The organism is Methylophilus sp. Leaf408 (assembly GCF_916856905.1).
Lineage (GTDB): Bacteria > Pseudomonadota > Gammaproteobacteria > Burkholderiales > Methylophilaceae > Methylophilus.
The window spans coordinates 750,857-774,897 of sequence record NZ_CAKASK010000001.1 but is presented as its reverse complement, the minus strand read 5'-3'; the positions used below and the strand labels follow the sequence as shown (position 1 = coordinate 774,897).

Here is a 24,041-nt window from a genome sequence, read left to right as displayed (position 1 = left end):
GGAAATCCCATGAAAACGAAAGTGTTAGTTATTGATGATTCAGCACTGATACGCAGCTTGCTGACTGAACTTATTAACGATACCAAGGACCTTGAAGTGGTAGGGGCTGCGCCTGACCCTCTGGTTGCGCGTGAAATGATCAAGCAATTGAATCCGGATGTCCTGACGCTGGATGTAGAAATGCCGAGAATGGACGGACTGGATTTTCTCGAAAAGCTCATGCGTTTGCGGCCTATGCCGGTATTGATGGTATCGACGCTGACTGAAAAGGGCTCTGAAATCACCCTGCGCGCTTTGGAACTGGGCGCTACAGATTTCGTCACCAAGCCAAAAATGGGTATCACCCAGGGCATGCAGCAATATGCCGATGAAATTACCGATAAGATCCGTACTGCAGCCAAAGCTAAAGTCAGCACTTTGCAAAGTATAGCGAAAGCATCAGTGGCTGGTGGCCAGGTACAAAATGCCATCCGTAACCCGTTGATCAGTAGTGAGAAATTATTGATTATCGGTGCATCTACCGGGGGTACCGAAGCCATCAAATCGTTTTTAATGCAAATGCCTTCAGATTGTCCCGGCGTCTTAATCACGCAGCATATGCCGGCAGGGTTCACTAAATCGTTCGCTGCCCGTTTAGACAGTCTATGTAAAATATCAGTCAAAGAAGCGGTGGATGGCGAGCGGATATTGCCGGGCCATGCCTATATTGCGCCAGGTGATCAACACTTGCTGCTGGCTAGAAGCGGTGCCAACTATGTCACCCGCTTGTCTGACAGTGAGCCCGTGAATAGACACAAGCCTTCTGTGGATGTATTGTTTGATTCTGCAGCAGTGCATGCCGGTAAGAATGCGATTGGCATTATTATGACCGGTATGGGCAAAGACGGCGCAGTGGGTATGTTGCGTATGAAAGAGTCCGGGGCTTACAACTTTGCACAAAATGAAGAAAGCTGTGTCGTCTATGGCATGCCGCGTGAAGCGGTTGCACATGGTGGCGTGCATGAAGTTGCGCATTTGAAAGACCTGCCAAAAATGGTATTGCATTATCTGGCAACAAATAGTGAACGCGCCTTGCGTGTGTGAAGGCTTCAAAGAATAAACAGGCAAATCAAGGCTTTATTGCCGCTAGCATTTAAAGGATATGGAGTGATAATGCTAGATATAAATATGTCACTAAAGATAGCGGAGTAATAAATGGGCAATCCGAATACTAAATTTCTGGTGGTTGATGATTTTTCTACCATGCGCAGAATTGTGCGTAACCTGCTTAAAGAGCTGGGTTACAACAATGTTGAAGAGGCCGAAGATGGTGCTGATGCATTAAGCAAGCTGCGTAGCGGTGATTTCGAATTTGTCGTATCTGACTGGAATATGCCAAATATGGATGGGCTGACCATGCTGCAGAATATTCGTGCAGATGCCAAGTTATCCAAATTACCGGTATTGATGGTGACTGCAGAAGCTAAAAAAGAAAACATTATTGCCGCAGCACAAGCTAAAGCCAACGGATACGTAGTCAAGCCTTTTACGGCCGCCACGCTGGAAGAAAAATTATCGAAGATTTTTGAGAAATTGGAAAAAGGCGAGGCTTAATCATGACCGAAGCTGTCAATCCGAAACATGAAAACATCGTGGTAGAAATGGCTTCTGCCATGATGCAAAACCTGAACGGTAATCAACAAGAAGAAATGATCAGCCGGATTGGCCATATGACACGCACGCTTCATGACAGCTTGAGTGCATTAGGTTATGACAAGGTATTAGAACAAGTGGCACAGGAAATCCCGGATGCGCGTGACCGGTTAAACTATGTTGCCAGAATGACGGAACAAGCTGCTGAACGTGTACTAAATGCAACCGACCAGGCTACGCCATTGCAATCTGAAATGGCTGATCGTGCCCATGCATTGCAGGAACGGTGGAAAGCGGTGATGGCCAAGTCCGCCCTTAAATCAGAATACGATTTAGTCGTGCATGAAACCCTGGATTATCTGTCTCTGGCAGATAAAAATACGACAGCGACCAAATCACTGCTGATGGATATCATGATGGCGCAGGATTTCCAGGATTTGACAGGTCAAGTAATCAAAAAAATTACGACCCTGGTGCAAGAACTGGAAGGGCAGCTGGTACAGGTGCTGGTAGATTTTTCACCAGGTGCTAAAAAAGAAGAATCTTCAGACTCATTGCTAAACGGTCCGCAAATTGACCCACACAATAAGGTCGATGTAGTTTCTAACCAGGAACAGGTAGATGATTTGCTGGATAGCCTAGGCTTTTAAAGCAGGTTTTTAAACAGGTTTTCATGCTGCTAGATTTAAATATTAAAAGGGCCGATTGGCCCTTTTTGCTTATGCATAGCCAACACGTTCTTCTGCAGGCAGTGTCGCTAATTCTTCATCGGTATACACGCGTCCGCGGGTTATAAAGGCAAAACCACTACCGCCATCCAGCGAAAACGAACCGCTGGAGCCAGGAACTGCATCCAGAATAGTATGCGTGTTAGTCATAAAGCTGAAGTGGCTGTCACCCATGTAAAAAATAGCTCCTGCCAGCACCCCAAGCTTTACATCAGAAGGGCTGGGCCTGAATTCAGCAGCGGGCATGCACATCGGGCCACTGCCTTCGCAGCAACCACCAGATTGTAAAAAAACTATCGGCCCATGTTGTTCAGTGAGCTTTTCTATCAAACTGATTGCTGAGGGCGTTGCAGAAAGTCGTTCAGCCATTATTTTCCTTAATGAGTCGCTTAAAAGTATAGACAATAAAGGGGCGAAAAATTCGCCCCTTTATTGTTACTGATGGTCCTTAAGCATGGGAATCAGGGTTAGAAGAAACCAAGTTTTTTAGGGCTGTAGCTCACCAACAGGTTTTTAGTTTGCTGGTAGTGATCAAGCATCATCTTGTGCGTTTCACGGCCAATACCAGATTCTTTATAGCCACCAAAAGCTGCATGCGCAGGGTAGGCGTGGTAACAGTTGGTCCACACACGACCAGCTTTAATACCACGGCCCATGCGATAAGCACGGCTGCCATCACGTGACCACACGCCTGAACCCAGGCCAAAGATAGTGTCATTGGCAATGCTCAAGGCTTCGGCTTCGTCTTTAAAGGTGGTCACAGCCAATACTGGTCCAAAAATTTCTTCCTGGAAAATACGCATTTTGTTGTGGCCTTTGAATAGGGTTGGTTTGACATAATAACCTTCAGCCAGATCACCACCCAGTACATTGCGTTCACCACCGCACAACAGTTGCGCACCTTCCTGGTTACCGATATCCATATAAGAAAGAATCTTGTTGATCTGGTCTTGTGACGCTTGTGCGCCGATCATGGTGTTTGGATCTAGTGGGTTACCTTGTTTAATCGCAGCAACACGTGGTAATACGCGCTCCATGAATTTGTCGTAAATGGATTCCTGTATCAAGGCACGTGATGGGCAGGTACAGACTTCGCCCTGGTTGAATGCAAACAGCACCAGGCCTTCGACGGCTTTATCGAGAAAGTCATCGTCTGCAGACATAATGTCTTCAAAGAAGATGTTAGGCGATTTTCCGCCTAATTCCAAGGTTGCCGGAATCAGGTTATTGGCTGCAGCCTGGGCAATAAAGCGGCCCGTTGCGGTAGAACCGGTAAAAGCAATCTTATTAATACGTTTGCTGTTAGAGAGCGGGGCGCCCACTTCGCGGCCATAACCGTTCACAATGTTCATCACGCCTGGCGGGATCAGATCACCAATGATTTCCATCAATATCAGGATACTGATAGGGGTGAATTCTGCCGGTTTCATGACCACACAGTTACCGGCTGCAACGGCTGGCGCAAGTTTCCAGGCCGCCATTAAAATCGGGAAATTCCATGGGATAATCTGGCCAACCACACCTAAAGGTTCGTGAAAGTGGTAAGCCACAGTGTTTTCGTCCAACTCACTCAGACTGCCTTCCTGCGCACGCAGAGCACCAGCAAAATATCTGAAATGATCTGCAGCCAAAGGAATATCCGCATTCAAGGTCTCGCGGATCGGTTTACCATTATCGACCGTTTCAGCAGTAGCAATCAGCTCAAGATTTTGTTCGATACGGTCTGCGATTTTCAGCAGTAAATTAGAGCGCTCTGCTGCGGGGGTTTTTGCCCATTTATCTGAAGCAGCATGTGCAGCATCCAACGCAAGCTCAACATCTTCAGCACTGGAGCGAGCGGCTTGCGTGTAAGGCTTGCCAGTAATCGGGGAAATTACGTCAAAATATTCACCTTTAACAGGGGCAACCCATTTACCACCGATAAAATTGTCGTATTTTGCTTTGTAAGGGACTTTTACACCCATGGCTTTCAATAGATCCAAACTCATATTCACTCCTGTACTTTTTATATAGATGTTATAGCAGAACTGCTCTCCAAACCGCCATATTGAGCGATAGCTCAATTACCTGATCAATCATCATCTGAGCCGCTTAAAATAAGGCTTTTTAGGATGATTAACGGGATAAACATTAAACCTTAAAAACCACAAAATCAAGCTTTTTTGCCGTGTTTTAAATGATTTATAAGATAACTGAGTTACTTCGTTTAATGAGGAAAAGTTCAATCTCTTTTACGTATAGAAGTTGTCTTCAACATCACTTTTTTTTCATGTTGATTATTGCGGTATAAATAATTTGGCGCGTTATAGGGAATGGGCTATAATCGCGCCTTCTTTCGGAGAGATGGATGAGCGGTTTAAGTCACCACCCTGGAAAGGTGGCATAGGGGCAACTCTATCGAGGGTTCGAATCCCTCTCTCTCCGCCAATAAAAAACACCCGAATGGGTGTTTTTTGTTTTTATATTCGATGCACCTATTTTGCTTTTAATGAATATAGGTGCACGGTCAATAACGACAATATCAATCACTGTAAGGGTTTCTTTTTCTCTATTGATTTATCGGCTTTTGTGGATTCCGCAGGCGTGGCTTTTTTACCGCCAACGCTGATATCTTTTTTAAGGCCTGCGAATGTCGCCTGTCCGATGCCAGGTACCTGATCCAGTTCTTCGACCGTTTTAAAGCCACCATTCTTTTTACGATATTCAATGATCGCCTGGGCTTTAGCTGGGCCTATGCCATTCAGGCTTTCCAACTCGGCCTGACTGGCTGTATTAATATCGACGGCGGCATGGGCCAATGGTGATAACAGTAACGACATCAGACAAACTAAAAACATGTATCTCATATATTCTCCTGATCAATAAAATAAAAAACAGGCTAAACAATCAGCCTGCTTCGATTCTAGCTTCAAGAACGCTACAGAGAGGGTGTATAAATTTAAATTATTTAATAAATGTTAAATATTTTTAATAATTGTGTTTAATGCAACAACTGGGTCGTCAGCTTGGGTAATCGGGCGGCCAATGACGAGATAGTGGGATCCTAAAGAAAGGGCGTCTTTAGGGGTAACAATCCTGGTTTGATCATCCTGGCTAGCATCAGCAGGGCGTATACCCGGAGTCACCAGGCAGAAATCGCTACCTAATGCTTGCTTGAGCATGGCTGACTCTTGTGCAGAGCAGACTACGCCGTGTAAACCTGCTTGCTGGGTTAGTTTCGCCAGTGCTAATACATGATCACTTAAAGAACGTTGTATACCCAATGTATGCAAAGTTGACTCATCCATGCTGGTGAGCACAGTGACAGCAATCAGCAACGGTGCTTTCGCGCCGTAGGCTTTATCAAGCCCTTCTTGTGCTGCCTGCATCATAGGCAAGCCGCCGCTTGCATGCACATTCAGCATCCATACACCTAAGTTTGCAGCTGCCTGGCATGCTTTTGCCACTGTGTTAGGAATATCGTGGAATTTCAAATCAAGAAAAACATCGTAGCCTTGCTTTACTAGCGATTCTACAAACGATGGCCCGGCTGCGGTAAACAGCTCTTTGCCTACTTTCAATTTGCACAGGGCAGGGTCGAGACGATTGACCAATGCCTTTGCAGATTCTGCATCGGCATAATCGAGGGCCACAATAATTTTGCTATCAGTCATATTTGATTACTATTTGGTATGGGAAACACTTACTTGCGTTTTAGCAATTTGATATCACGGATTGTGGCTTCTGTTGGCTCAGCGGGGAGGGATTCCCATGCATTGCATGCCGGACACTGCCAATGATACTGCTTGGCACGGAAGCCGCACTGGTCACAATAATAAGCTGCGCGGTCGCCAATCGCATTACGGACGGTTTGCTGCATTAACTGTAAGTCATGCTGTTCATCATCCAGGATTGCACGCGCTTGCAACAACTGGTCTAGTGATTTCAGGCTGGGTTTACGGATCAGTTCATTACGTGCCAGTTTTGCGGCGGTTTCAGCACCTTCGGCTTGCAAGGTTGCTTCATACAACACCGACATAATGCTGCTCAACTGGTAGGTTTCAAGATATAGGTTTAATTGGGTTAAGCCTTCTTTTAAGCCTTTGATGCCATGCTGCTCCGCCGCGGCATGACTGTATGGTAATGCCGCATAGCTTTTCAACATCTTCTGCGCGACCAAGCCCAAATATTCAGGATCCTGCATCTCAATTCTTTTCCAGAATGCAATCGCAGCCGCATGGTCTTCTTGCTGTGCGGCCATATCGCCTAGCAACACGTTGGCACGTACGCAGTTTTTGTTGGCATCGAGTGCCTGCTCAAGGTGGTATTTAGCTTCTTGCCAGTTCTGCTGAATAATGGCGTTGACCGCCAGTTCACACGAGTACTGTGCGATTTCTTTACGGTAAGAAATACCAGAAGAGCCTTCTAACTCAGTCGCAATGGCAATGGCTTGTGACCATTCTCGCTCTTTGACATAAATTTCCAACAAGTGGCGTTGGGCGGCCTGTTCATAACGCGTGTGGCGCAAAGTCTGGAACAGTTCTTCTGCGCGGTCATACAATCCTGCCTTAAAGTAATCTTGCGCCAACTCAACTTTGATCGAAGTCGATTGTTGATCAGTGAGCTCGTAATTTTCCAGCAAATTCATATGTAAATGAATGGCGCGGTCAGTTTCACCGGTGCGGCGGAACAAACTACCCAGTACAAAATGTAATTCTAGCGAATCTTTATTCAGGTAAAGGGCCTCGCTGAACGCATCGACTGCCTTATGATACTGGTCGGCAATCAGAAGATTTAGACCTTTAAAGTAGGTAGCGGGCAGGGAAGTGGACTCTGCGATCAATTGCTTGATGTCCACCCTGGCTGCAATCCAGCCCAGTGTGAAAAACAGTGGCAAAATGAGTAGCCACCAATATTCAAATTCAACCAGCATACAAGGTCTCTTTTTTAGGTAGCGCCTATTTTACCTTAAGCGCCAGTAGTGGTGCCATGAATATACTAATGGCTTGAAGACACGTTGCCAGGATTATATGATCAGCAACCGTAGCAACAAAAAAAAACGGCATCTCAATGAGATGCCGTTTTTATAATTAAAGGCTGATTTACACCATTGCGTCTACACGATCGCGCAGTTCTTTACCAGCCTTGAAGTGAGGCACATACTTGGCTGGCACCTGTACTTTAGTGCCAGTTTTAGGATTGCGTCCCAAACGGGGCGGGCGGTAATTCAAACTGAAACTACCAAAACCGCGGATTTCTATACGCTCGCCAGTTGCCAGGTTTTCTGTCATCGCATCCAGGATGGTTTTGACAGATAACTCGGCATCTTTCAACACTAATTGCGGAAAACGCTGGGCAAGTAAATCAATAAGTTCAGATCTAGTCATGACCTAAAAGCCTTTATTATTTTTTGCTGTCCAATTTAGCTTTCAACAAAGCACCCAGATTAGTGGTACCTGCTGAAGCTTCATCCATAATGACATCATCAGCTTTAGCTTTTTTGGCTTTTTGTTTGCCACCTTTGTCTTCACCGATAGGCGCGCTGTTACCGCTTGGATCTTCTGTCAATTGTTTCACGCCAAGAGAGATACGCTCTTTCTCAACGTCAATTGCCAGAATAACCGCTTGCAACTCGTCGCCTTTTTTGAAGTTACGGATAGCTTCTTCGCCAGACTGTGTCCATGACAGGTCAGACAAGTGCACCAGACCATCAATACCGCCTGGCAGACCGATAAATACACCAAAGTCAGTGATAGACTTGATCTGGCCGGATACTTTGTCGCCTTTGGCGTGTGTAGCAGCAAAATCATCCCATGGGTTTGGTTTGCACTGTTTCATACCCAGAGACAGACGGCGACGGTCTTCATCGATTTCCAGGATCATGACTTCAACTTCGTCGCCCAATTGAGCGATCTTGCCCGGATGGATGTTCTTGTTGGTCCAGTCCATTTCTGAAACGTGTACCAAACCTTCAATACCTGGCTCTACTTCAACGAATGCACCGTAGTCTGTCAGGTTAGACACTTTACCGAACAGGCGTGTACCTACTGGGTAACGGCGGCTCAATGCCACCCATGGGTCGTCGCCCAATTGTTTGATGCCCAGAGAAACACGGTTTTTCTCTTGGTCGAATTTCAGGATCTTGGCTTCAACTTCTTCACCAACAGTCAGCACTTCAGATGGGTGCTTAACACGGCGCCATGCCAGGTCAGTGATATGCAACAGGCCATCGATACCACCCAGATCCACGAACGCGCCGTAGTCAGTGATGTTTTTAACGATACCTTTGATCACAGCACCTTCGGTCAGGCTGCCCAGCAACGCTTCACGGTCGGCACCCAAGGTGTCTTCCATCACTGCGCGGCGAGAAACCACGATGTTGTTACGCTTGCGGTCAAGCTTGATAACTTTGAAGTCCCACTCTTTATTTTCGTAAGGAGTAGTATCTTTAACCGGGCGGATGTCTACCAGTGAACCTGGCAGGAATGCCATAATACCGCTGACAGACACACGCAAACCGCCTTTAACACGGCTGCTCACAAAGCCTTTAACGACACGGCCTTCGTTCATGGCTTCTTCCAGATCCAGCCATGCTTGCATTTTCTTCGCTTTTTCGCGAGACAGTTGTGTAGAACCAAAACCGTCTTCCAGCTTTTCGATCGCCACTTTAACGAAGTCGCCTACTGCAACTTCCAGTTCGCCTTGGGCATTTTTGAACTCACCGGCATTAATCACGCTCTCGGATTTAAGACCAGCGTTAACAATCACGAAATCATTGTCTACAGACACTACTTCGGCGGTGATCACTTCACCTGCGCGCATTTCCTGGCGGGCCAGGCTTTCTTCGAAGAGGGCTGCAAAAGATTCGTTAGAAGAGGTTGAATTAGAAATAGAAGCCATTAAAAAATTGTCCAAATTTACACGTAAAACAGCACATGCCGTTGTACGAGCCATTGCTACTCAAGATAAGCAGGCAATGGATGAAGTTAATATTTGTCACATCCAGCTGGCGCCAGATGTAACGCGAATCTGGGACTATACACAAAAAAATTATTCAGTTCAATGACTTAAAGCTTTTTTTATGTGATTTTGGTGGTCTTTTTATAGGCTTCAATTATCAAATCGACGGCTTGGGCGATATTCATTTTCGTAGTATCAACCAGCATCGCATCCGGCAATTGTATTAACGGGGCAGAAGATCGCTGTGTATCACGCAGGTCACGTTGTTTTAAATCATCCAGAATCGTATCGTAATCTGCACGATCCCCTCGGTTGATAAGCTGGTCGTAACGCCGCTGGGCACGTGTTTCCACGCCTGCAGTGAGGAAAACTTTTAAGATGGCGTCCGGAAAAATGACTGAGCCTATATCGCGCCCATCTCCAACCAGGCCCGGGGATTTCCTGAAGTTTCTTTGTGTCTGCAATAAAGCAGTACGCACTTGTGGGTGGACTGCAACTTCAGATGCGCCTTTGCCCATTTGTTCAGTGCGGATATAGGCACTTACATGTTCGCCATTGAGATATATTTCACCACTCTCGAACCTAATATCCATCTTAACGGCGATATCCGCCAGCGCGGATTCATTAGACCAGGCCACCGATTGTGTATGCGCTGCATAGGCCAGTAAACGGTAAAGCGCCCCGGAATCCAGGTAATGAAAGCCAAATGCTTTGGCAACAAGTTCAGCAACGCTACCTTTCCCTGAAGCTGAAGGGCCATCAATGGCTATTACCGGCCATAAAGTTTGTTCAGTCATAAATTTTTCTTATCAAATACTTAAAAACAATGAATTGGATAAAACAACTCGGTTTTTATATGATGTGCTTAACAACCAAGGAGCTCAGCATGATTAAAACATTTTCTTTCGCGATACTGCATTTCAGCGTTGCGTTCAGCATTGCTTATCTGCTTACCGGCAGCATTCTGATTGGCGGGTTGATGGCCCTCATTGAACCAGCGATTAATACGGTTGTGTTTTATTTCCATGAGCGTGCCTGGAACCATCATCAACATGCGCATGCGCCGGTTAATCAGCGAGACGAGCATGAATGGGCTTATGCCGCATGATTATTGGGCAATGCTACTGAATACCCTGAAATACTCAGGAAAGGTTTTAGCAACACATTTGGGGTCATTAATCGTGATTGGCACACCCGCCAGACTGATCAATGAAAAGCACATAGCCATGCGGTGGTCGTCATACGTGTCGATCACTGCATCTTCTATTAACTTTTCCGGTGGCGTGATCTGAATAAAATCGGCCCCTTCAATCACGCTTGCGCCAACTTTGCGCAACTCAGTCGCCATCGCGGCAATGCGGTCCGTTTCCTTTACGCGCCAACTGGCTATGTTCCGTAAAGTGGTAGTGCCTTTGGCAAACATGGCCATGACTGCCAGCGTCATCGCGGCATCAGGAATATGGTTGCAATCCAGGTCTATGCCTTTCAGGTCACCGGTTTTTTCAGCGCGCACATGATTTTCCGCATAGCTAACCTGGCCACCCATTAACTTTGCGGCTTCAGCAAACAGGATATCGCCCTGAATACTGCCCTGGCCTACACCCAGTACAGTGACATCGCCGGCCAGAATACCTGCGGCAATAAAGTAGGAAGCGCTGGAAGCGTCGCCTTCAACATATATCTCACCTGGCGATTGATAGCGTGTTGATGCTGGAATATGAAAGCTCTGCCAGCCCTCTCTTTGTACATGAATGCCAAACCTCTGCATTAAATTCAATGTGATCTCAATATAAGGTTTTGAGATTAACTCACCAACCACTTCAATGGTGGCGGCCTGACCTGTCAGCGGTAATGCCATCAACAAGGCGGTTAAAAATTGGCTGGACACATCGCCGCGTATTTGAATTGGCTGGCTGACATCCAGTGTCGCAGGCGAAATTTGCAGGGGAGGGTAGCCCTCATTGCTCTCGTAACTCACTTCTGCACCAGCTTGTCGTAATGCATTGATCAAGTCACCAATCGGGCGCTCATGCATACGCTGAACACCATGCAGATGATAATGACCATTTGAAAAAGCCAACGCCGCAGTTAGTGGACGAAACGCAGTACCCGCATTACCTAAAAACAAATCGGCTTCTTTATTGGGAAACGCTCCCCCGCAGCCAGTCACTCTCCATGTATTTTCCTCAATATTTTCCAGTTTTACCCCAAGCGATTGCAGTGCCTCCAGCATTCTTGCAGTGTCGTCTGAATCCAGAAGATCACGAATTACTGTCACGCCCTCAGCAAGTGCCGCCAATAACAAAGTGCGATTGGAAATGCTTTTAGAGCCGGGCAAAGTAATTGACCCAAGCGCTTTGGTATATGAAGGTAAGTGCAGTTGTTCCATATCTATGAATCTTTTAAGTCTTTTATTGGATTTTGGATTTTGCCCAGGCATTACGCGCATGGCTGGCATGTTCAAACAGCGCAAATAACCCTTCATGGTCATTATTTTCGAGTAGCGCAGTCATCTCGCCTATCGCCTGTTGGTATGTGTTGAGTTCTTGCAATAAGGCCTGTTTATTGGCTAGCGCAATGTCACGCCACATTTCAGGGTGGCTACCGGCAATCCGCGTGAAGTCGCGAAAACCACTGGCGGCAAACTTAAACAGCAGTTCAGCATTGTCACGCTTGGCTAAATCTTCCACCAGCGCGAATGCCAACAAGTGCGGCAAATGGCTGACCGCTGCGAATACACTGTCATGTTCTTCCGGGCGCATATTGGATACCAAAGCACCACACACTTTCCATAACTCTGTCACCTTTAATACCGCTTCCGGGTCAGTGACCAAGCCTGGCGTCAGAATTACATTTTTGCCTATATACAAATCTGCCATCGCAGCAGCTGGACCGCTCTTTTCAGCGCCGGCAATCGGGTGCCCGCCGACAAACTGCTTAAACTGCTCACCGAGCTCGGCTTCGGCATAAGCCATGACATCAGATTTCGTGCTACCTGCATCGGTAATCACCGTCTGTGCTGCAAGGTGCGGAAGAATGGATTTTAAAATGGCTGGCGTTTGTGCGACCGGTGTAGCAATGAGTATCAAGTCTGCATTTTCCAGCGCAATTGCAATATCTGTTTCCGCGCTGTCTATTAATCCCAGGCTCAGAGCTTCTTGCAAGCTTTGATTTGAACGGCCAACGCCGGTGATGTGTGGCGGGTTAGGTAATTTTTTCAGCGCCAGCGCGACTGAACCGCCTATCAATCCTACGCCGAATATCACGATTTTCTTGAACATTCACGAATTGTATCATGTCATACAACTGCGTCTGAAGTTTGGCTTGACTGGGTTTCAGGCGTATACTTGCTAGCTTGCATTGGGGCTGACCAGGTTTCGACGTGGGTTGCAAAGCAGTGCAGGGCATACCGAGGATTCAGGTTCCCTCGTAAATCCATCTGAAAAAGTATAGTCGCAAACGACGAAACTTACGCTTTAGCCGCTTAATCCCGGCTGAACGCTGCCCCGAAGAGCCTCTCGGTCGGGCCGGGTAACCGGCAGCAGCGTCATTTAGAGAGGATCGTGCGTGGTTGGGTTGCTTAATCACGTATTAAATCCAAGGCAACTCGCTTTACTCTTGCTTGCTCGTTGGTGAGTGTACGGTTAAACATAAACAACACAGCTAAGTATGTAGAACTGTCTGTGGAGGGCTTGCGGACGGGGGTTCGATTCCCCCCAGCTCCACCAATTTAAAGTAGTAAATTAAGAGCCAGCATTTTGTAATGCTGGCTTTTTTGTGTCTGTAATTTAATATTGATTTCAGATAATTGGTTTTTTCTCTGATTGTTAATAAAAAAGCCACTCAAGGCGAGTGGCTTTCACTAACTAAGACTAACGATGGACCTTTTTCAAACCGGTAAAGAATCTGCGCTTTGCTGGCATGCTTAGTTGATCGAAGATCATATTTTTCCATAAGAACTGCGCTTTAATTATTTCTTCATCCAAGCCAACTGCCAAACACTGGTTTAGTTTTTTTCGATGCCTGATTCGCAAAGTAGCAAATGCATGATGTTTTATGCGGTTGAGTGTACAGCTTGGTGCTGCTACTTTACCTGATACCCAGCGGTGAAAAACAGCCGGTTTTACGTTAGCTAACTTGATTGCTTTATGTTTGTTTAATGTACCCAGTTGATCACCAACTTTCAAACTCCAGTTTAATAAACATTTCGTGTGTAATTTTTTAATTTTGATTTTGTTTTTCATTAACTCCCTCCAAAAGTGCAGATAAATCTGCAATCAAAATATTAACATTCCGATAAAAAATGTTAAAAACGATTCTGTTCTTTTGTTATGTAATCAATGGGAATGTGTCTGAATTATGCAAAATATCAATTTAAATCAATAGTTTGCCGTATTAATAAAATGATACCAGTAACATATGGGTTGATGCATTTTGTAAACATGAAAGTAGCTGAGCCAAATTTTTCGCAAACTATTTAGTACATATTTTTGTCACAAAACAAATTAAGCAATTTGATTACTTGAAATATGACCTCTGTACATATCAATGAAGCCAAGCTTGTCCAGGATGTTGAAGTGCTTCGCAGCCAGTTTCCACAAGTAAAAGATTTATACCGTGAAGTATGTCGCTTGATGTTCTTTCGCTATGGGATTCAACCCACTGCCAATAAGCTGTATCAGCTTGTGCGCAAAGGGACGATGTCAACGCCGGTTCAAACGGTGAATAACTTTTGGAACGAACTCAGGCTTAAAAACAGGGTGGATGTTGAGTATTCGGGGTTGCCAGATACTTTGCGGGAATTTGCTGGTGAGGCGCTGAGTACTTTATGGAAATCCGCGCTTGAAGTCGCCAAGCAGAACGTGAAGGAAAAACATTCTGTTATTAATAACCTGGAAAGCAACAACAAGCTTGAGTTGGAAAACCTGAAAGCCCAGCTAAAAAAAATGGAGAGCCTGAGCGCTGAACAGCATTCAGAATTAACCATGCTTAGAAAGCAGTTGCAGGAAAGTGAAAAAAGATTCCTGATTGACCATCAGGTGTCGGCTACTCAGAAAGAAGCTGTAAAAACGCTGCAAAATGAAAAATCTGCGTTGGAGGGCTCACTAAAAAGCGTCAATAATGAATTTTCAGCAGAATTTAATAAGCTGCATGCAGCCTTGAAATTATCAGAAGACAAATTCAGAAAGCTGGAAGCAAGGTCATTTATAGAAGTTGATCGAGAACGCCAGCGGGCCTATAAGCTGGAATCTGAAATCAGCGAATTAAAGAAGGCACTCCTGAAAGAGCATGCAGTCACCAAAAGCCAGGCCGCCAAAAATCAGAAACTGGTGAATGAGTTGCGTGAAAATGTTGGCATGATAAAAGGGCAGTTAAAAGAATCACAACGACAGCAGTTGGCAGCTTCAAACAAGCTAAAACAGATTGAGAAAAAAAAGCCTTTGATCAAATAAAACCAGGCCACCTTCGGTGGCCTGAGGAAAATGATCATGAAAGTTCGATAAACCGGTCTTCGATAAATTTCTTTTCAATATTGTTGCGTTGCATTTCATTGTCCAGTGCTTTGATTTTGTCTTCTAGCGCTTTTTTCTCGCGCTCTGCGTCTTCCAATTGCTCCTGCAAACGCTGATTTTCAGCACTGGTTTCGGCCGTCGGATTGGTTTTTTTGGAAGTTTGTAGCTGTTTTATCTCTAGCCTGAGTTCAGACATAATGGTTTCAGAGTCTTTAGCTTCTGAACGCGCCTTCATGACCATGGATTGATAGCTCTCAATCCGTTTACGCATGGCAGCAAGCTCAGCGTTTTCATCCATGGAGAGATAGTTACTTTTGCGTAGCTGGTTGGCGATTTCTGCCATGCTACTTTGTAATTTGCTTATTTCATTGACCACAGCTTCACTGGGCATATCACTGGCCTGTTTATCATTACTACTTAAGGAGCTAGTGATAAACATTTCATCCAGGCGTTCATGTATTTCTTTTGATACTTTATCAAATCTCTGCAAGGTATTGATTAATAATGGATCTGGCTGTTTGGAATTCTCTTCCATATTGGAGAAACGTCTATCCAGTATCGCGCACAGCGTTTCAAGATTCTTTGATGAATTTTGCAATTCGGCATTACACCTTCCCAGTGAATTGAAAAATTTTTCTTGTTGCACGGTATTGCTTAATAGCAACTTAACGAGCAAAACAGCTGCGCCGCAACTGATTAACAGTCCAACGCTGCCAAAAATTTCATTAAAGGTATAAGCCATAAAATACTCCTAGATCAATTTGATACCCTAAATCAATTTGATGTAAGTGATATAACCTGCACCGATGCCAGGTACATTTAATTTATAGTCAGCACGCCCTTCATTGGTTTTTAACGACATTTCCAGGCGTGGAAACTGTCTGCTGACGATGCTGGAGCGTGCCAGTTTAAGTGGGCCATTTTTATTGCTAAGTGACATGCCTGCACCAAACTCATCCATAAATTTACGTGCCTCGTCCAGTTGATCATTTGAAGCAGTACCATTTTTGATAAACGATTGCACCATGGCAGGTTGGTCATTATTCAGTGCCCACAATATGCCTACTGCACTCATTTCCATAATAGCAAGGGCATTCACTGGCGGCGTTTTTCCATTTTCTCCAAACAAGCCAATTAAATTATTTTCGCTGTAATCTGCCAGCTTTAATTCAGGGCAGGGCTCCAGTGTGAATGCTTGTCCTTTAAGCATGCTGGAGAGCACAGTCATTACGTTTGCGAGCTCTTCACTGGCTTTACCCGATGATTGTTCATTAGAAGAAAAGGGTACAAATTTCGTTAAATATGTCTTTAAATCAGCATCTTGGAATGGTTTGTTAATCACAAATTTAGCACCGCTTTTATAAGCCGATTCTATTTTATCCATGTTGGATTCGGTCGTAATAAAGCCGATTGGAATACGATTATTATAGGTTTGGCATACATGCTGACAAAATTCAAGGCCACTGATTTTAGGCATATGCCAGTCAGTGATGATTAAATCCGGTGTATATTTTTCCAGAATTTCCATTGCAGCTTCTGCGTCGCTTGCACTTCGAATCTCCAGATTCGGATAATTACAAGATTCAATGACTCGTTTAATAATGCTTTGTATAGCTCGACTGTCATCGACAATCAAAAATTTCGCCACTGTACTCATGATAAAAATTCCCCGGAAGATTCATTATTTACGTTGAAGATCACCAGATTAACCAGGTCCTCATTCGGTTTATCGCTTACAAACAGCATGCTGAATGTCGCATTTTTTTGCAACTCAAGAAACTCAGCCAGCGGAATTTCTCTGGGGAGTCCTAATTTGCTATTTTCACCCACAACGAGGTTACCGCCGAGGATGTTACAGGTCTCTTTTTTTGCATCTTGTATATCTGCCACTGAAAGCGTTTCTGGTGTCAGGCCAAACATATGTGCCGCCACCTTGACTGCCTCAGCGTCATCCAAAATCAAACCAATTGCGATTGATTCACGATGTGGCAGGCTATCAATATACATAGGCAAAATCACTGCCATCATGTTTTCATGGTCAGCAATGGTGGAACGGTGATCGCTTTCCCTAAACTCGAAAGGGGTTCCGCTCACAAATGACCATGACTCAGAAATTCTTTTCACCATGTCTGTTGTCGATAACAACTGCATTTGGTATCTCCCAATGTAGAGTTAAGATGCTACAGGGTTAATGCGATAATAAATGTTGAATGAGTGCAGGAAAACCACATTAATTATTTGTATTATTATCAATGCTCTTTGCGTTGATATTTAAATATTATTATTCGCATTCTTAGTAGTTTCGGCGGTGTGTTGCGTTTCCTAGGCTTGAGGAATAAACACTTCATAACGACTTTTCTTTTGTAGTGTTGCTGAAGGATTTAGGATGATGTTGTTGCTAAATGTTTCAGTTCATCCGCAACAGTTTTCACTGATATTTTTAATGTCAAAATCTCAACTGTTGCATAAAGCATCCAGCAGGTTGAAATCAATTGGTGATGCTCCCAACACAACTTTTAGACAGACAAGTCAAACGGTTGTGCAGGTCAGTGCATCCTGGTCAATTCACCGTTCCCTCAGATGGATTGCAAACGGATTTGTTTGGTTACTCAGACCGCGATGAGAAGTCGGGACTCTTTGGTGCAGGTCGTGGAAAGATCAATAACAAATATTCCAGGGGAACGATCTGGCTTGCATCAGAGGGAATAGAAGGCATTAAAGACTGGGCGATGCAGCGTAATTTTAAGAGTCCGAATTACACTGGGGACTGGGGTGACCTATTAGGAGTCAGATGATTATGTAGTCGATACAGTTTTGCATCAGAATGAATACGGCCTCTATGAAGACTCACTAAAATAAGCTTTAATCCAATGCCGCGTTCGCTCATGCCTTTGAAATGCACATATAAATGATGGATAAATAGAGAGTCCGGTTAAAAGGTTAGTTGATAAGAGAGTTATCAGCTTCTAATTAAAAATCAACTTAAGTAAAAATGAGAGTAAAAATGATAGCTACCCTAATTGGTGAATTCAAAAAAATCAATCTGATACAGTCAACGGCTTTTATTTTAGTAGTATTTGCAGGCGGGTTCATTTTGTACCTTGACTATTGTCTTGATTGGCCGTCTGATACTATATTTAATTTGTTCGGAATTCTAAGCAACTTCATTGGCACTGTGTGGATTGCATCTGGTGCGTACCAATTCGCTGAAGATAGAAATCACTTAACAAAAGGCAACCCATCAAGGAGTAAGCTCGTTGCATTTTTGGCAAATATCTCACTCGAGGGCTCGGCGCCAATACCAGCGGGGGTTTTTTATATTGCTTTGGGAAGCGCCGCACAGGCGTTTGCATTAATTGGAAAGCAGCTAGACATATTCGTTAAATAATTTCAAATTTACCGATTGATGGCTGTAGCAAGAAATCAGTATCTTACTGCTTCGGCCATTCTAGGAGATTAGTGGCGATTCAAGTTTGATTTTTTCTGCCGAAGAAGAATCAAACAAGATATGTGAGATTTGTGGCGCACCTGGGGAATTTAGACAAACCTCTTGGATTAGGACTCTGTGCAGGGAATGTGACAAAAAATCTAGGTAATTATATTGACTGCATTTTGAAGTCTAAACACTGTTATTTGTATTAGGCTGACAAAGAGTTTAAGCATCTCACAATTGTGGTATTGTTTAGATAATTATAAGTACAATAAAAAATAATGGCCTTGGCACCAGTATACGATGCAAACACAATAACTGTTAGAGCAACTCTTGAATTGCTTGACGGTCCTTTTGCAGAAATGGCGAAGGGCGTATCTGAAGATATTTATACCCTATGGCTAGGATCTGGCATATCTTATGGACGTGTACCTGGGCTACAAACAGTAATAAAAAATTTACTGAAATTTCTGCAAGAACGAGTTGTTAAGGGTGATGCAAATTGTCGCTTCAGGATAGCTCTAACTGAAATAATTGGATATACCCATCCAACCGCACAAGAAATCGAAAGAAACAATTTAGATCAACCCATCGAAAACTGGCCAGATCTTGAGCCGTTTTCGCAAAGATTAGTCACGAATTACGCTCGTATGTTAGACGTTCTTGTTGACCAAGAGGCTGCTGACTTTCTTGTTTGGGCTGGAATTGATGTAGCCAGTACATATGCAAATCCATCAACAAGACCTGACGCAGAACACTTATGCCTCGCTTTACTCGTATCCGAAGGGGTTGCGTCCAGTATAGCAAGTGCAAATTGGGATGATTTAGTTGAAAAAGCTGTCTCCGAGTTAAGTAATGGCACTGCATTGTCCGTAGTTGTCAGACCTGAAGACTTAAGAGGGAATCAACAAAGAACTCATCTTTACAAGTTTCATGGATGCGCACTGAAGGCAAGTCAGGATGAGGCCAATTATCGCGTAAGACTAGTAGCCAGGAAGTCTCAAATTGACGCATGGACAGCTGTGCCTGAGAATAGGGTCATACTTAATCAACTGGTACTTTTAGCCACAACTAAACGCACTTTAATGATTGGCTTGTCAGCTCAGGATAGCAACATTCAAGGAGTTTTTGCACAAGCCGAAACAAGCATGCCATGGCCATGGCCATCTACTGACCTTGCTTATGTTTTTTCAGCAAACTCTTTAAATCCTGATCACGCTGGCCTACTTAAGAATGTATATCGTGAAAACTACTCAGTTGAAAACAGAAGTGCAATTAACGAAGAAGCTCTTATTAAAGCTTACGGTAAACCTTTATTAACAGCCTTAGTATTGAATGTTCTATGCTTAAAGCTTTCTGCGCTCGCATCAACTTGTCCCGGAGCAATTGATCCTGCTGGACGTTCAGAGATTGAAAAAGGCATTTTTGTAGTCAGGGATACTTTAAGCCAAGTAGTAGAAGGTTTGGGTCATGAACCATTTATACGGGAATTAATAGCTCAGAGTGAAAGAGTTCTTTCACTTTTTCATAAAGGCAAAGCACCTGCACAAGAATCTCATTTTTACTATCCGCTATCTACGGACCCAGTAAATATTACAGTTAATCATCCGCATATAGGGATGTCGGGGTTAAGAGAATTGGGAGTCGCTGTGGGGCTTATAGGCATGGGTTTGAGTGAAAATAATTGGAATTTAAAGCCCTCTGATAGAACAGACCCTAAAAGCGGGGCATTGGGTATTGTGACCAAAACTCATAGTGCTAACTTATTCTTTGCTGCCAATGTTCATGCTGCTTTATGTTTGCATAATAATGAGCATGTCACAACAGGTGATAATGCCGTGATTGTTCATAGTTTAGATATTCCGCCAGCAATGTCTCGCTCACCTAGAGGAGCACCAGGACGTACAGGAAGAGCTACGCTACGCGAAGTAAGTATTAATGAGTTGATGGAAGAATCAACGAATGTAACTTCCCTATTTGAACGCTTTAGAGAGGAAACAGCATTGTGACCGCTACAACACCAGTGGAAAAAGTAGCTGCAGTGCTTAGCGCCGCTAACTTTAAACGAGTTACAGTACCTTTGAATTTGGCTGGAATTCAATTTGATATCCCAGCTGCATTTGTAGGCACAGGCACCTCTTCAGATTTAATTCTTTTAGTTGATACGGCATTTGATTCAGAAAAACGTATTCAGCAAAAAGTAGAGGGTATTGCACGAGCACTGGACTCGATAAAATCATTGAGGCCATTGACTACTGTAGTTGCTGGCCCTCGGCCTAGAAGCGCTTTCATAGATGCTATGTCACGAGTATCTAGAGTGTTGCCACTAGGGGTGTCGGCTGAAAATTATCAAAATACAAACATGTTAAATTGGCTGGCAGTATTGCTCCCATTGGATTTACCAGAGCCGGAAGATCTGCAAAAAGATATTGTATTTGCATTCACGGACATTGAAAAAGAAGACACTATCAAAATGGCGTTAATTGAATCATCTAATCAAGGCACCGAAGCAGTTGAAAGTCGCTTAAATACGTTAATTTCTGAGCCATTAGATAACGTTATCGATGAGGATGTGCTATGACGCCTCGCTTAACATCAATAACCGTAAGCGATTTCAGAAGTATTAATGGCGAAGTTACGATACCCCTTGATGCACCAGTTGTAATCATACATGGGCAAAATGGTGCGGGGAAGACTAGCATACTTTCAGCAATTGAACTTGGCCTTACTGGTGCGGTACAAGCATTGGGCCGTAGTGAGGTTGATTATGTTTCACATTTGACACATAAATCTAAAACTCAAGGTAGTGTTGAAGTGACTATGAATGACCATAACGGTCAAAATAAAGCATCTAAATTAATTGTCACTAACGCAGGTGTACAGAATCACCATTTATTAGATGAAGAGTTCAGTAGGTTTTTTAGTGAACGTTGCTATCTCTCCCAATCTACACTGAGTAGATTGTTAGAACTCTATCAACATCAGGACACTCGAAAAAGTGATTCCGCTCTTACTAAATTCGTTAAGGATTTATTGGGTTTAGATCGTCTAGAAGCTTTAATTGATGGCCTACACCCGACCGGAGATATCCGTCGCCTTCGTAAATCTGTGCCAAGTTATGGGGAAGCAGAAGAGGATATTAATGAAATACAAAAACTCATAGCGAATAGTACTGCCGAAATCGACAAGCTTGATAAAGAGATCGACTTAATTAAAGTTGAAATTCAACAACGAATTTCCACACTGTATCCTGAAAAAAATAATCCGTTTATAAACCCTAAGGATGCGTTAGTCTACTTTCAAGAGACATCAGAAGAGACCCAACTCGATTCAATTGCTCGTATTCGTCGTGATTTACAAGCCTCTGAAGCACAATGGAATCAGTTAATAATATCTACTCAGTCAGCTCAAAGAACTGTTATCGAAGATGAAGAGACGCAGACGCGCTCTGCTCTGGACCTTTGGAAACAAGAAACGGGAAACGAGCTTGAATTAATTCATCAAGAACTGAAAACAACATTTCCTGACTTGCCATCACCATCAGTAAGCAGTCCTGAGTTGGCCCGTTCAGTAGCATACAGTGCTGTTGATAGAGAATTGGAACGATGCCTTGCACTTCTCACACAGGATTTGAAAGATGGTGTCCGCTTATCAGAGCTCAATCAAAGCATTGAACAAGGAAAAGCACGAAACGCAGTTCTTGACTCACAGCTAACTGAAAGTGCGACTCTAACCATGGGTTTGGCCCAATTATTAGCACAATTGTCGCCACATATAGAATCTGAGGACTGCCCAGTTTGTGGACGAGATTACAGTGAGGTATCTTCTACACCATTGAAGTCACATTTGTCTGGGCATATTGCAGCTCTAACCGAGCAGGCAGGTCGACTGCAAGCTTTAGCTACAGACAAATCAACTACTTTAGGACTCATAGCTGCTGCGGAACGTGAAAGAGCTGAAGTACTTAATCGTATATTAGACCCTGAATTACGAGACCTGCTAAAAACAAGGCGTGCAAGATTTGAAGAGTTAATAGTCAAGTTGGACAAATTAAAAGTCCCTGCAAGTAAAGGAGTTGAGTTACAACAACGTGCATCTGAGACTTCACTGCGGTTAGCAGAGTTTAGAAGCAGTGATGAGCGCGCAACTTCATTACGTTTTTCTATTGGGGAAATTGCAAAGACTCTAAATCAGCCATTGCCTGGGACGTCAGAGTCTCTTGAAGAGGTACTCGCCCGCCTTATAAACTTCACTGAATCAATTGAATTTTTAATGACAAATCGACAACAGGTGTCACGTTTAGGGCGAGAATATGTGAAAACTTGGCAATCGCATTTAGATCAAAAAATGCGATTATCCGATAGCAATAAACCTTTAAAAATTCAATTAGAGAAATTAAAAGTTGCAAAAGCTGAGTCAGAAAGGCGTCTTGATTTAGCCAAAAACTTAAGCCTCCAAGCACGTGAAGCAAGAACTGCTATTGTCAGGCGTGTGTTCAATGATAAGCTAAATAAAGTCTGGCAAGATTTATTCATCAGATTGGCACCGGATGAACCTTTTGTCCCTGCATTCGCATTACCAGACCCATCCACTGGATCGGTTGAAGCAAAATTGGAAACTCTTTATAGATCAGGTGGGAAGGGTGGTAACCCACAAGCTATGCTAAGCGCTGGGAATCTTAATACAGCCGCTTTAACATTGTTCTTGTCTTTACATCTCTCTGTCAAACCCACTTTGCCTTGGCTAATAATCGACGATCCAGTTCAAAGTATGGATGAAGTGCATATCTCACAATTTGCAGCTCTATTACGTACATTATCAAAACAACATAAGCGACAAATTATTATTGCGGTTCACGAACGACCTTTATTTGAATATTTGGCTTTAGAGCTTAGTCCAGCGTTTCAGGATGATCGCCTAATTACAATCGAACTTGGACGAAATTCAGAAGGCGTAACAACTGCTATCTATGAGCCAAAAATTTACATTCCTGATCAAGCCTTGGCTGCATAACTTAATTTAGCTTGGTTAAGTTCACAAAAGAAAAATATGGCTTATCGTCGTTATCGAAAAAAGCGCAGCCTTGCGAGTGAAGTTATATCAGACACAACATATATCGCCAATCGCAGTTTTAATAATGCTTTCGTAAAACCGTACCAATAGACTCTAATAAATTATTACCTACAACATAGCACTCTTCCATAAGGGACTTTGCTTCAGCTGCACTTGTCGAAAGCAGAGTCTTTTGGGCAACTTTCATTAAAGCTTTTATTTCTTTGCGAAGTTGGTCATCAGAAACTCGTTCTCTCAGTATTGCTACTCTACGCTCAGCAAGACGGATCTCCTCATTGAGTGGTTCTTCAAGCATATTGTCTCCCCAAGCGTTGCCTCTAAAATGCGCATCACGATCTTGAATATAACCTTGTGTAGTAAGTCGTAGAGTGTCGTGAATCGCATCTTGTAAGTCGACTAGTGTCTGACGTTGAAATGCGCTAGCACGTTCAGTGAGCTCTTGTTTGTTGGTAATTAATTGAATATGGAGATTGTTTCGAGAGGCAATCCAAGTTGTCGCAATACTTGCTATTGCCCCTACTACAGTTCCGATAAGTCCCCAAATAGCTGCATTCATTGCAAACTCCATGACAAAAACTTTATTGATCCGACACAGTATTGGATTCTGGCTCAGGAATACAACTAATACTACGTATGGTACTCATAACTAATTTGAAAAGCATAATGGTTTTTAAGCTTTGGGGCTTAGGGTTTTTACAGATATTAAAGTCGGGTTGATGCATACTG

At 43.7% G+C, this 24,041-nt stretch carries 25 protein-coding genes, 1 tRNA gene and 1 other RNA gene; 12 read left to right on the top strand and 15 right to left on the bottom strand.

Annotation, left to right across the window (positions count from 1 at the left end; all coding sequences use genetic code 11):
- Nucleotides 1-9: 9 nt before the first annotated feature.
- The 3 genes from LPA26_RS03425 to cheZ all read left to right on the top strand — a co-directional run bounded on the left by LPA26_RS03425 (nt 10) and on the right by cheZ (nt 2,282).
- A complete protein-coding gene (locus tag LPA26_RS03425) occupies nt 10-1,083 on the top strand; it encodes a chemotaxis response regulator protein-glutamate methylesterase (protein WP_055831423.1) in 1,074 nt (357 codons plus the stop codon).
- Nucleotides 1,084-1,194: 111 nt separating this feature from the next.
- Nucleotides 1,195-1,593, top strand: a complete 399-nt coding sequence (gene cheY / locus LPA26_RS03420; protein ID WP_055831421.1) for a chemotaxis response regulator CheY — start codon at nt 1,195-1,197, stop codon at nt 1,591-1,593.
- Nucleotides 1,594-1,595: 2 nt separating this feature from the next.
- A complete protein-coding gene (cheZ, locus tag LPA26_RS03415; protein WP_055831419.1) occupies nt 1,596-2,282 on the top strand; it encodes a protein phosphatase CheZ in 687 nt (228 codons plus the stop codon).
- A gap of 69 nt (nt 2,283-2,351) precedes the next feature.
- Here the strand turns inward: cheZ and LPA26_RS03410 are convergent, their stop codons facing one another.
- Entirely contained in the window at nt 2,352-2,729 is a 378-nt protein-coding gene (locus LPA26_RS03410) for a DUF779 domain-containing protein (protein WP_055831417.1), read from the bottom strand.
- Between the two features lie 98 nt (nt 2,730-2,827).
- Entirely contained in the window at nt 2,828-4,348 is a 1,521-nt protein-coding gene (locus tag LPA26_RS03405; protein ID WP_055831416.1) for an aldehyde dehydrogenase family protein, read from the bottom strand.
- Nucleotides 4,349-4,697: 349 nt separating this feature from the next.
- On the opposite strand from LPA26_RS03405, the gene LPA26_RS03400 reads away from it, so the two are divergent.
- A tRNA-Ser gene (locus tag LPA26_RS03400) sits at nt 4,698-4,787 on the top strand.
- A gap of 98 nt (nt 4,788-4,885) precedes the next feature.
- On the opposite strand, the gene LPA26_RS03395 is transcribed toward LPA26_RS03400, so the two are convergent.
- The 6 genes from LPA26_RS03395 to cmk all read right to left on the bottom strand — a co-directional run bounded on the left by LPA26_RS03395 (nt 4,886) and on the right by cmk (nt 10,096).
- Nucleotides 4,886-5,206, bottom strand: coding sequence for a ComEA family DNA-binding protein (locus LPA26_RS03395; RefSeq protein ID WP_229007356.1), 321 nt, complete (start codon nt 5,204-5,206; stop codon nt 4,886-4,888).
- A 111-nt stretch (nt 5,207-5,317) separates the two neighbouring features.
- Nucleotides 5,318-6,013, bottom strand: coding sequence for an orotidine-5'-phosphate decarboxylase (gene pyrF / locus LPA26_RS03390; RefSeq protein WP_229007355.1), 696 nt, complete (start codon nt 6,011-6,013; stop codon nt 5,318-5,320).
- A 29-nt stretch (nt 6,014-6,042) separates the two neighbouring features.
- The gene (gene lapB, locus LPA26_RS03385; RefSeq protein ID WP_055831410.1) at nt 6,043-7,272 is read right to left on the bottom strand and encodes a lipopolysaccharide assembly protein LapB; all 1,230 of its coding nucleotides are present in this window, start codon (nt 7,270-7,272) and stop codon (nt 6,043-6,045) included.
- Nucleotides 7,273-7,441: 169 nt separating this feature from the next.
- The gene (locus tag LPA26_RS03380) at nt 7,442-7,726 is read right to left on the bottom strand and encodes an integration host factor subunit beta (protein WP_055831407.1); all 285 of its coding nucleotides are present in this window, start codon (nt 7,724-7,726) and stop codon (nt 7,442-7,444) included.
- A gap of 16 nt (nt 7,727-7,742) precedes the next feature.
- The gene (gene rpsA / locus LPA26_RS03375) at nt 7,743-9,239 is read right to left on the bottom strand and encodes a 30S ribosomal protein S1 (RefSeq protein WP_055871984.1); all 1,497 of its coding nucleotides are present in this window, start codon (nt 9,237-9,239) and stop codon (nt 7,743-7,745) included.
- Nucleotides 9,240-9,418: 179 nt separating this feature from the next.
- A complete protein-coding gene (cmk, locus tag LPA26_RS03370; RefSeq protein ID WP_229007354.1) occupies nt 9,419-10,096 on the bottom strand; it encodes a (d)CMP kinase in 678 nt (225 codons plus the stop codon).
- Nucleotides 10,097-10,185: 89 nt separating this feature from the next.
- On the opposite strand from cmk, the gene LPA26_RS03365 reads away from it, so the two are divergent.
- The gene (locus LPA26_RS03365; protein ID WP_055831403.1) at nt 10,186-10,407 is read left to right on the top strand and encodes a DUF2061 domain-containing protein; all 222 of its coding nucleotides are present in this window, start codon (nt 10,186-10,188) and stop codon (nt 10,405-10,407) included.
- Here the strand turns inward: LPA26_RS03365 and aroA are convergent, their stop codons facing one another.
- Nucleotides 10,408-11,688: a 3-phosphoshikimate 1-carboxyvinyltransferase gene (gene aroA, locus LPA26_RS03360; RefSeq protein WP_229007353.1), complete on the bottom strand. Its 1,281-nt coding sequence runs from the start codon at nt 11,686-11,688 to the stop codon at nt 10,408-10,410. It lies immediately after the preceding gene.
- Between the two features lie 22 nt (nt 11,689-11,710).
- Nucleotides 11,711-12,580, bottom strand: coding sequence for a prephenate dehydrogenase/arogenate dehydrogenase family protein (locus LPA26_RS03355; protein WP_229007352.1), 870 nt, complete (start codon nt 12,578-12,580; stop codon nt 11,711-11,713).
- 81 nt (nt 12,581-12,661) lie between these two features.
- On the opposite strand from LPA26_RS03355, the gene ssrA reads away from it, so the two are divergent.
- Nucleotides 12,662-13,027: a transfer-messenger RNA gene (ssrA, locus tag LPA26_RS03350) on the top strand.
- 144 nt (nt 13,028-13,171) lie between these two features.
- On the opposite strand, the gene LPA26_RS03345 is transcribed toward ssrA, so the two are convergent.
- On the bottom strand, nt 13,172-13,543 hold the full coding sequence (locus tag LPA26_RS03345) for a hypothetical protein (protein ID WP_055831398.1): 372 nt from the start codon (nt 13,541-13,543) through the stop codon (nt 13,172-13,174).
- A gap of 285 nt (nt 13,544-13,828) precedes the next feature.
- Between LPA26_RS03345 and LPA26_RS03340 the strand changes: the two genes are divergently transcribed.
- Nucleotides 13,829-14,752: a DNA-binding protein gene (locus LPA26_RS03340; RefSeq protein ID WP_229007351.1), complete on the top strand. Its 924-nt coding sequence runs from the start codon at nt 13,829-13,831 to the stop codon at nt 14,750-14,752.
- Between the two features lie 34 nt (nt 14,753-14,786).
- On the opposite strand, the gene LPA26_RS03335 is transcribed toward LPA26_RS03340, so the two are convergent.
- Genes LPA26_RS03335 through LPA26_RS03325 form a run of 3 tightly spaced genes read right to left on the bottom strand, consistent with a single transcriptional unit; the run spans nt 14,787 to nt 16,963 of the window.
- Nucleotides 14,787-15,554 carry a hypothetical protein gene (locus tag LPA26_RS03335; RefSeq protein WP_229007350.1) on the bottom strand — a complete coding sequence of 256 codons (768 nt, stop codon included), beginning with the start codon at nt 15,552-15,554 and terminating at the stop codon, nt 14,787-14,789.
- A 27-nt stretch (nt 15,555-15,581) separates the two neighbouring features.
- Nucleotides 15,582-16,469, bottom strand: a complete 888-nt coding sequence (locus tag LPA26_RS03330; protein ID WP_229007349.1) for a response regulator — start codon at nt 16,467-16,469, stop codon at nt 15,582-15,584.
- On the bottom strand, nt 16,466-16,963 hold the full coding sequence (locus LPA26_RS03325; RefSeq protein WP_229007348.1) for a chemotaxis protein CheX: 498 nt from the start codon (nt 16,961-16,963) through the stop codon (nt 16,466-16,468). Before LPA26_RS03325 ends, LPA26_RS03330 begins: the two co-directional genes overlap by 4 nt.
- Nucleotides 16,964-17,310: 347 nt before the next feature.
- On the opposite strand from LPA26_RS03325, the gene LPA26_RS03320 reads away from it, so the two are divergent.
- The 5 genes from LPA26_RS03320 (at nt 17,311) to LPA26_RS03300 (ending at nt 23,255) form a co-directional block, all read left to right on the top strand.
- Entirely contained in the window at nt 17,311-17,607 is a 297-nt protein-coding gene (locus tag LPA26_RS03320) for a DUF4113 domain-containing protein (protein ID WP_229007347.1), read from the top strand.
- Between the two features lie 209 nt (nt 17,608-17,816).
- Entirely contained in the window at nt 17,817-18,200 is a 384-nt protein-coding gene (locus LPA26_RS03315) for a hypothetical protein (RefSeq protein WP_229007345.1), read from the top strand.
- A 323-nt stretch (nt 18,201-18,523) separates the two neighbouring features.
- The gene (locus LPA26_RS03310) at nt 18,524-20,251 is read left to right on the top strand and encodes an SIR2 family protein (protein ID WP_229007344.1); all 1,728 of its coding nucleotides are present in this window, start codon (nt 18,524-18,526) and stop codon (nt 20,249-20,251) included.
- Nucleotides 20,248-20,823 (top strand): hypothetical protein, encoded by a 576-nt coding sequence (locus LPA26_RS03305; RefSeq protein ID WP_229007342.1) that lies wholly within the window; start codon nt 20,248-20,250, stop codon nt 20,821-20,823. Before LPA26_RS03310 ends, LPA26_RS03305 begins: the two co-directional genes overlap by 4 nt.
- Complete coding sequence (locus LPA26_RS03300; RefSeq protein WP_229007341.1) at nt 20,820-23,255, top strand: AAA family ATPase; 2,436 nt, start codon at nt 20,820-20,822, stop codon at nt 23,253-23,255. The genes LPA26_RS03305 and LPA26_RS03300 overlap by 4 nt, the downstream gene beginning before the upstream one ends.
- Before the next feature lie 118 nt (nt 23,256-23,373).
- On the opposite strand, the gene LPA26_RS03295 is transcribed toward LPA26_RS03300, so the two are convergent.
- Entirely contained in the window at nt 23,374-23,871 is a 498-nt protein-coding gene (locus tag LPA26_RS03295) for a hypothetical protein (protein WP_229007339.1), read from the bottom strand.
- Nucleotides 23,872-24,041: the final 170 nt, after the last annotated feature.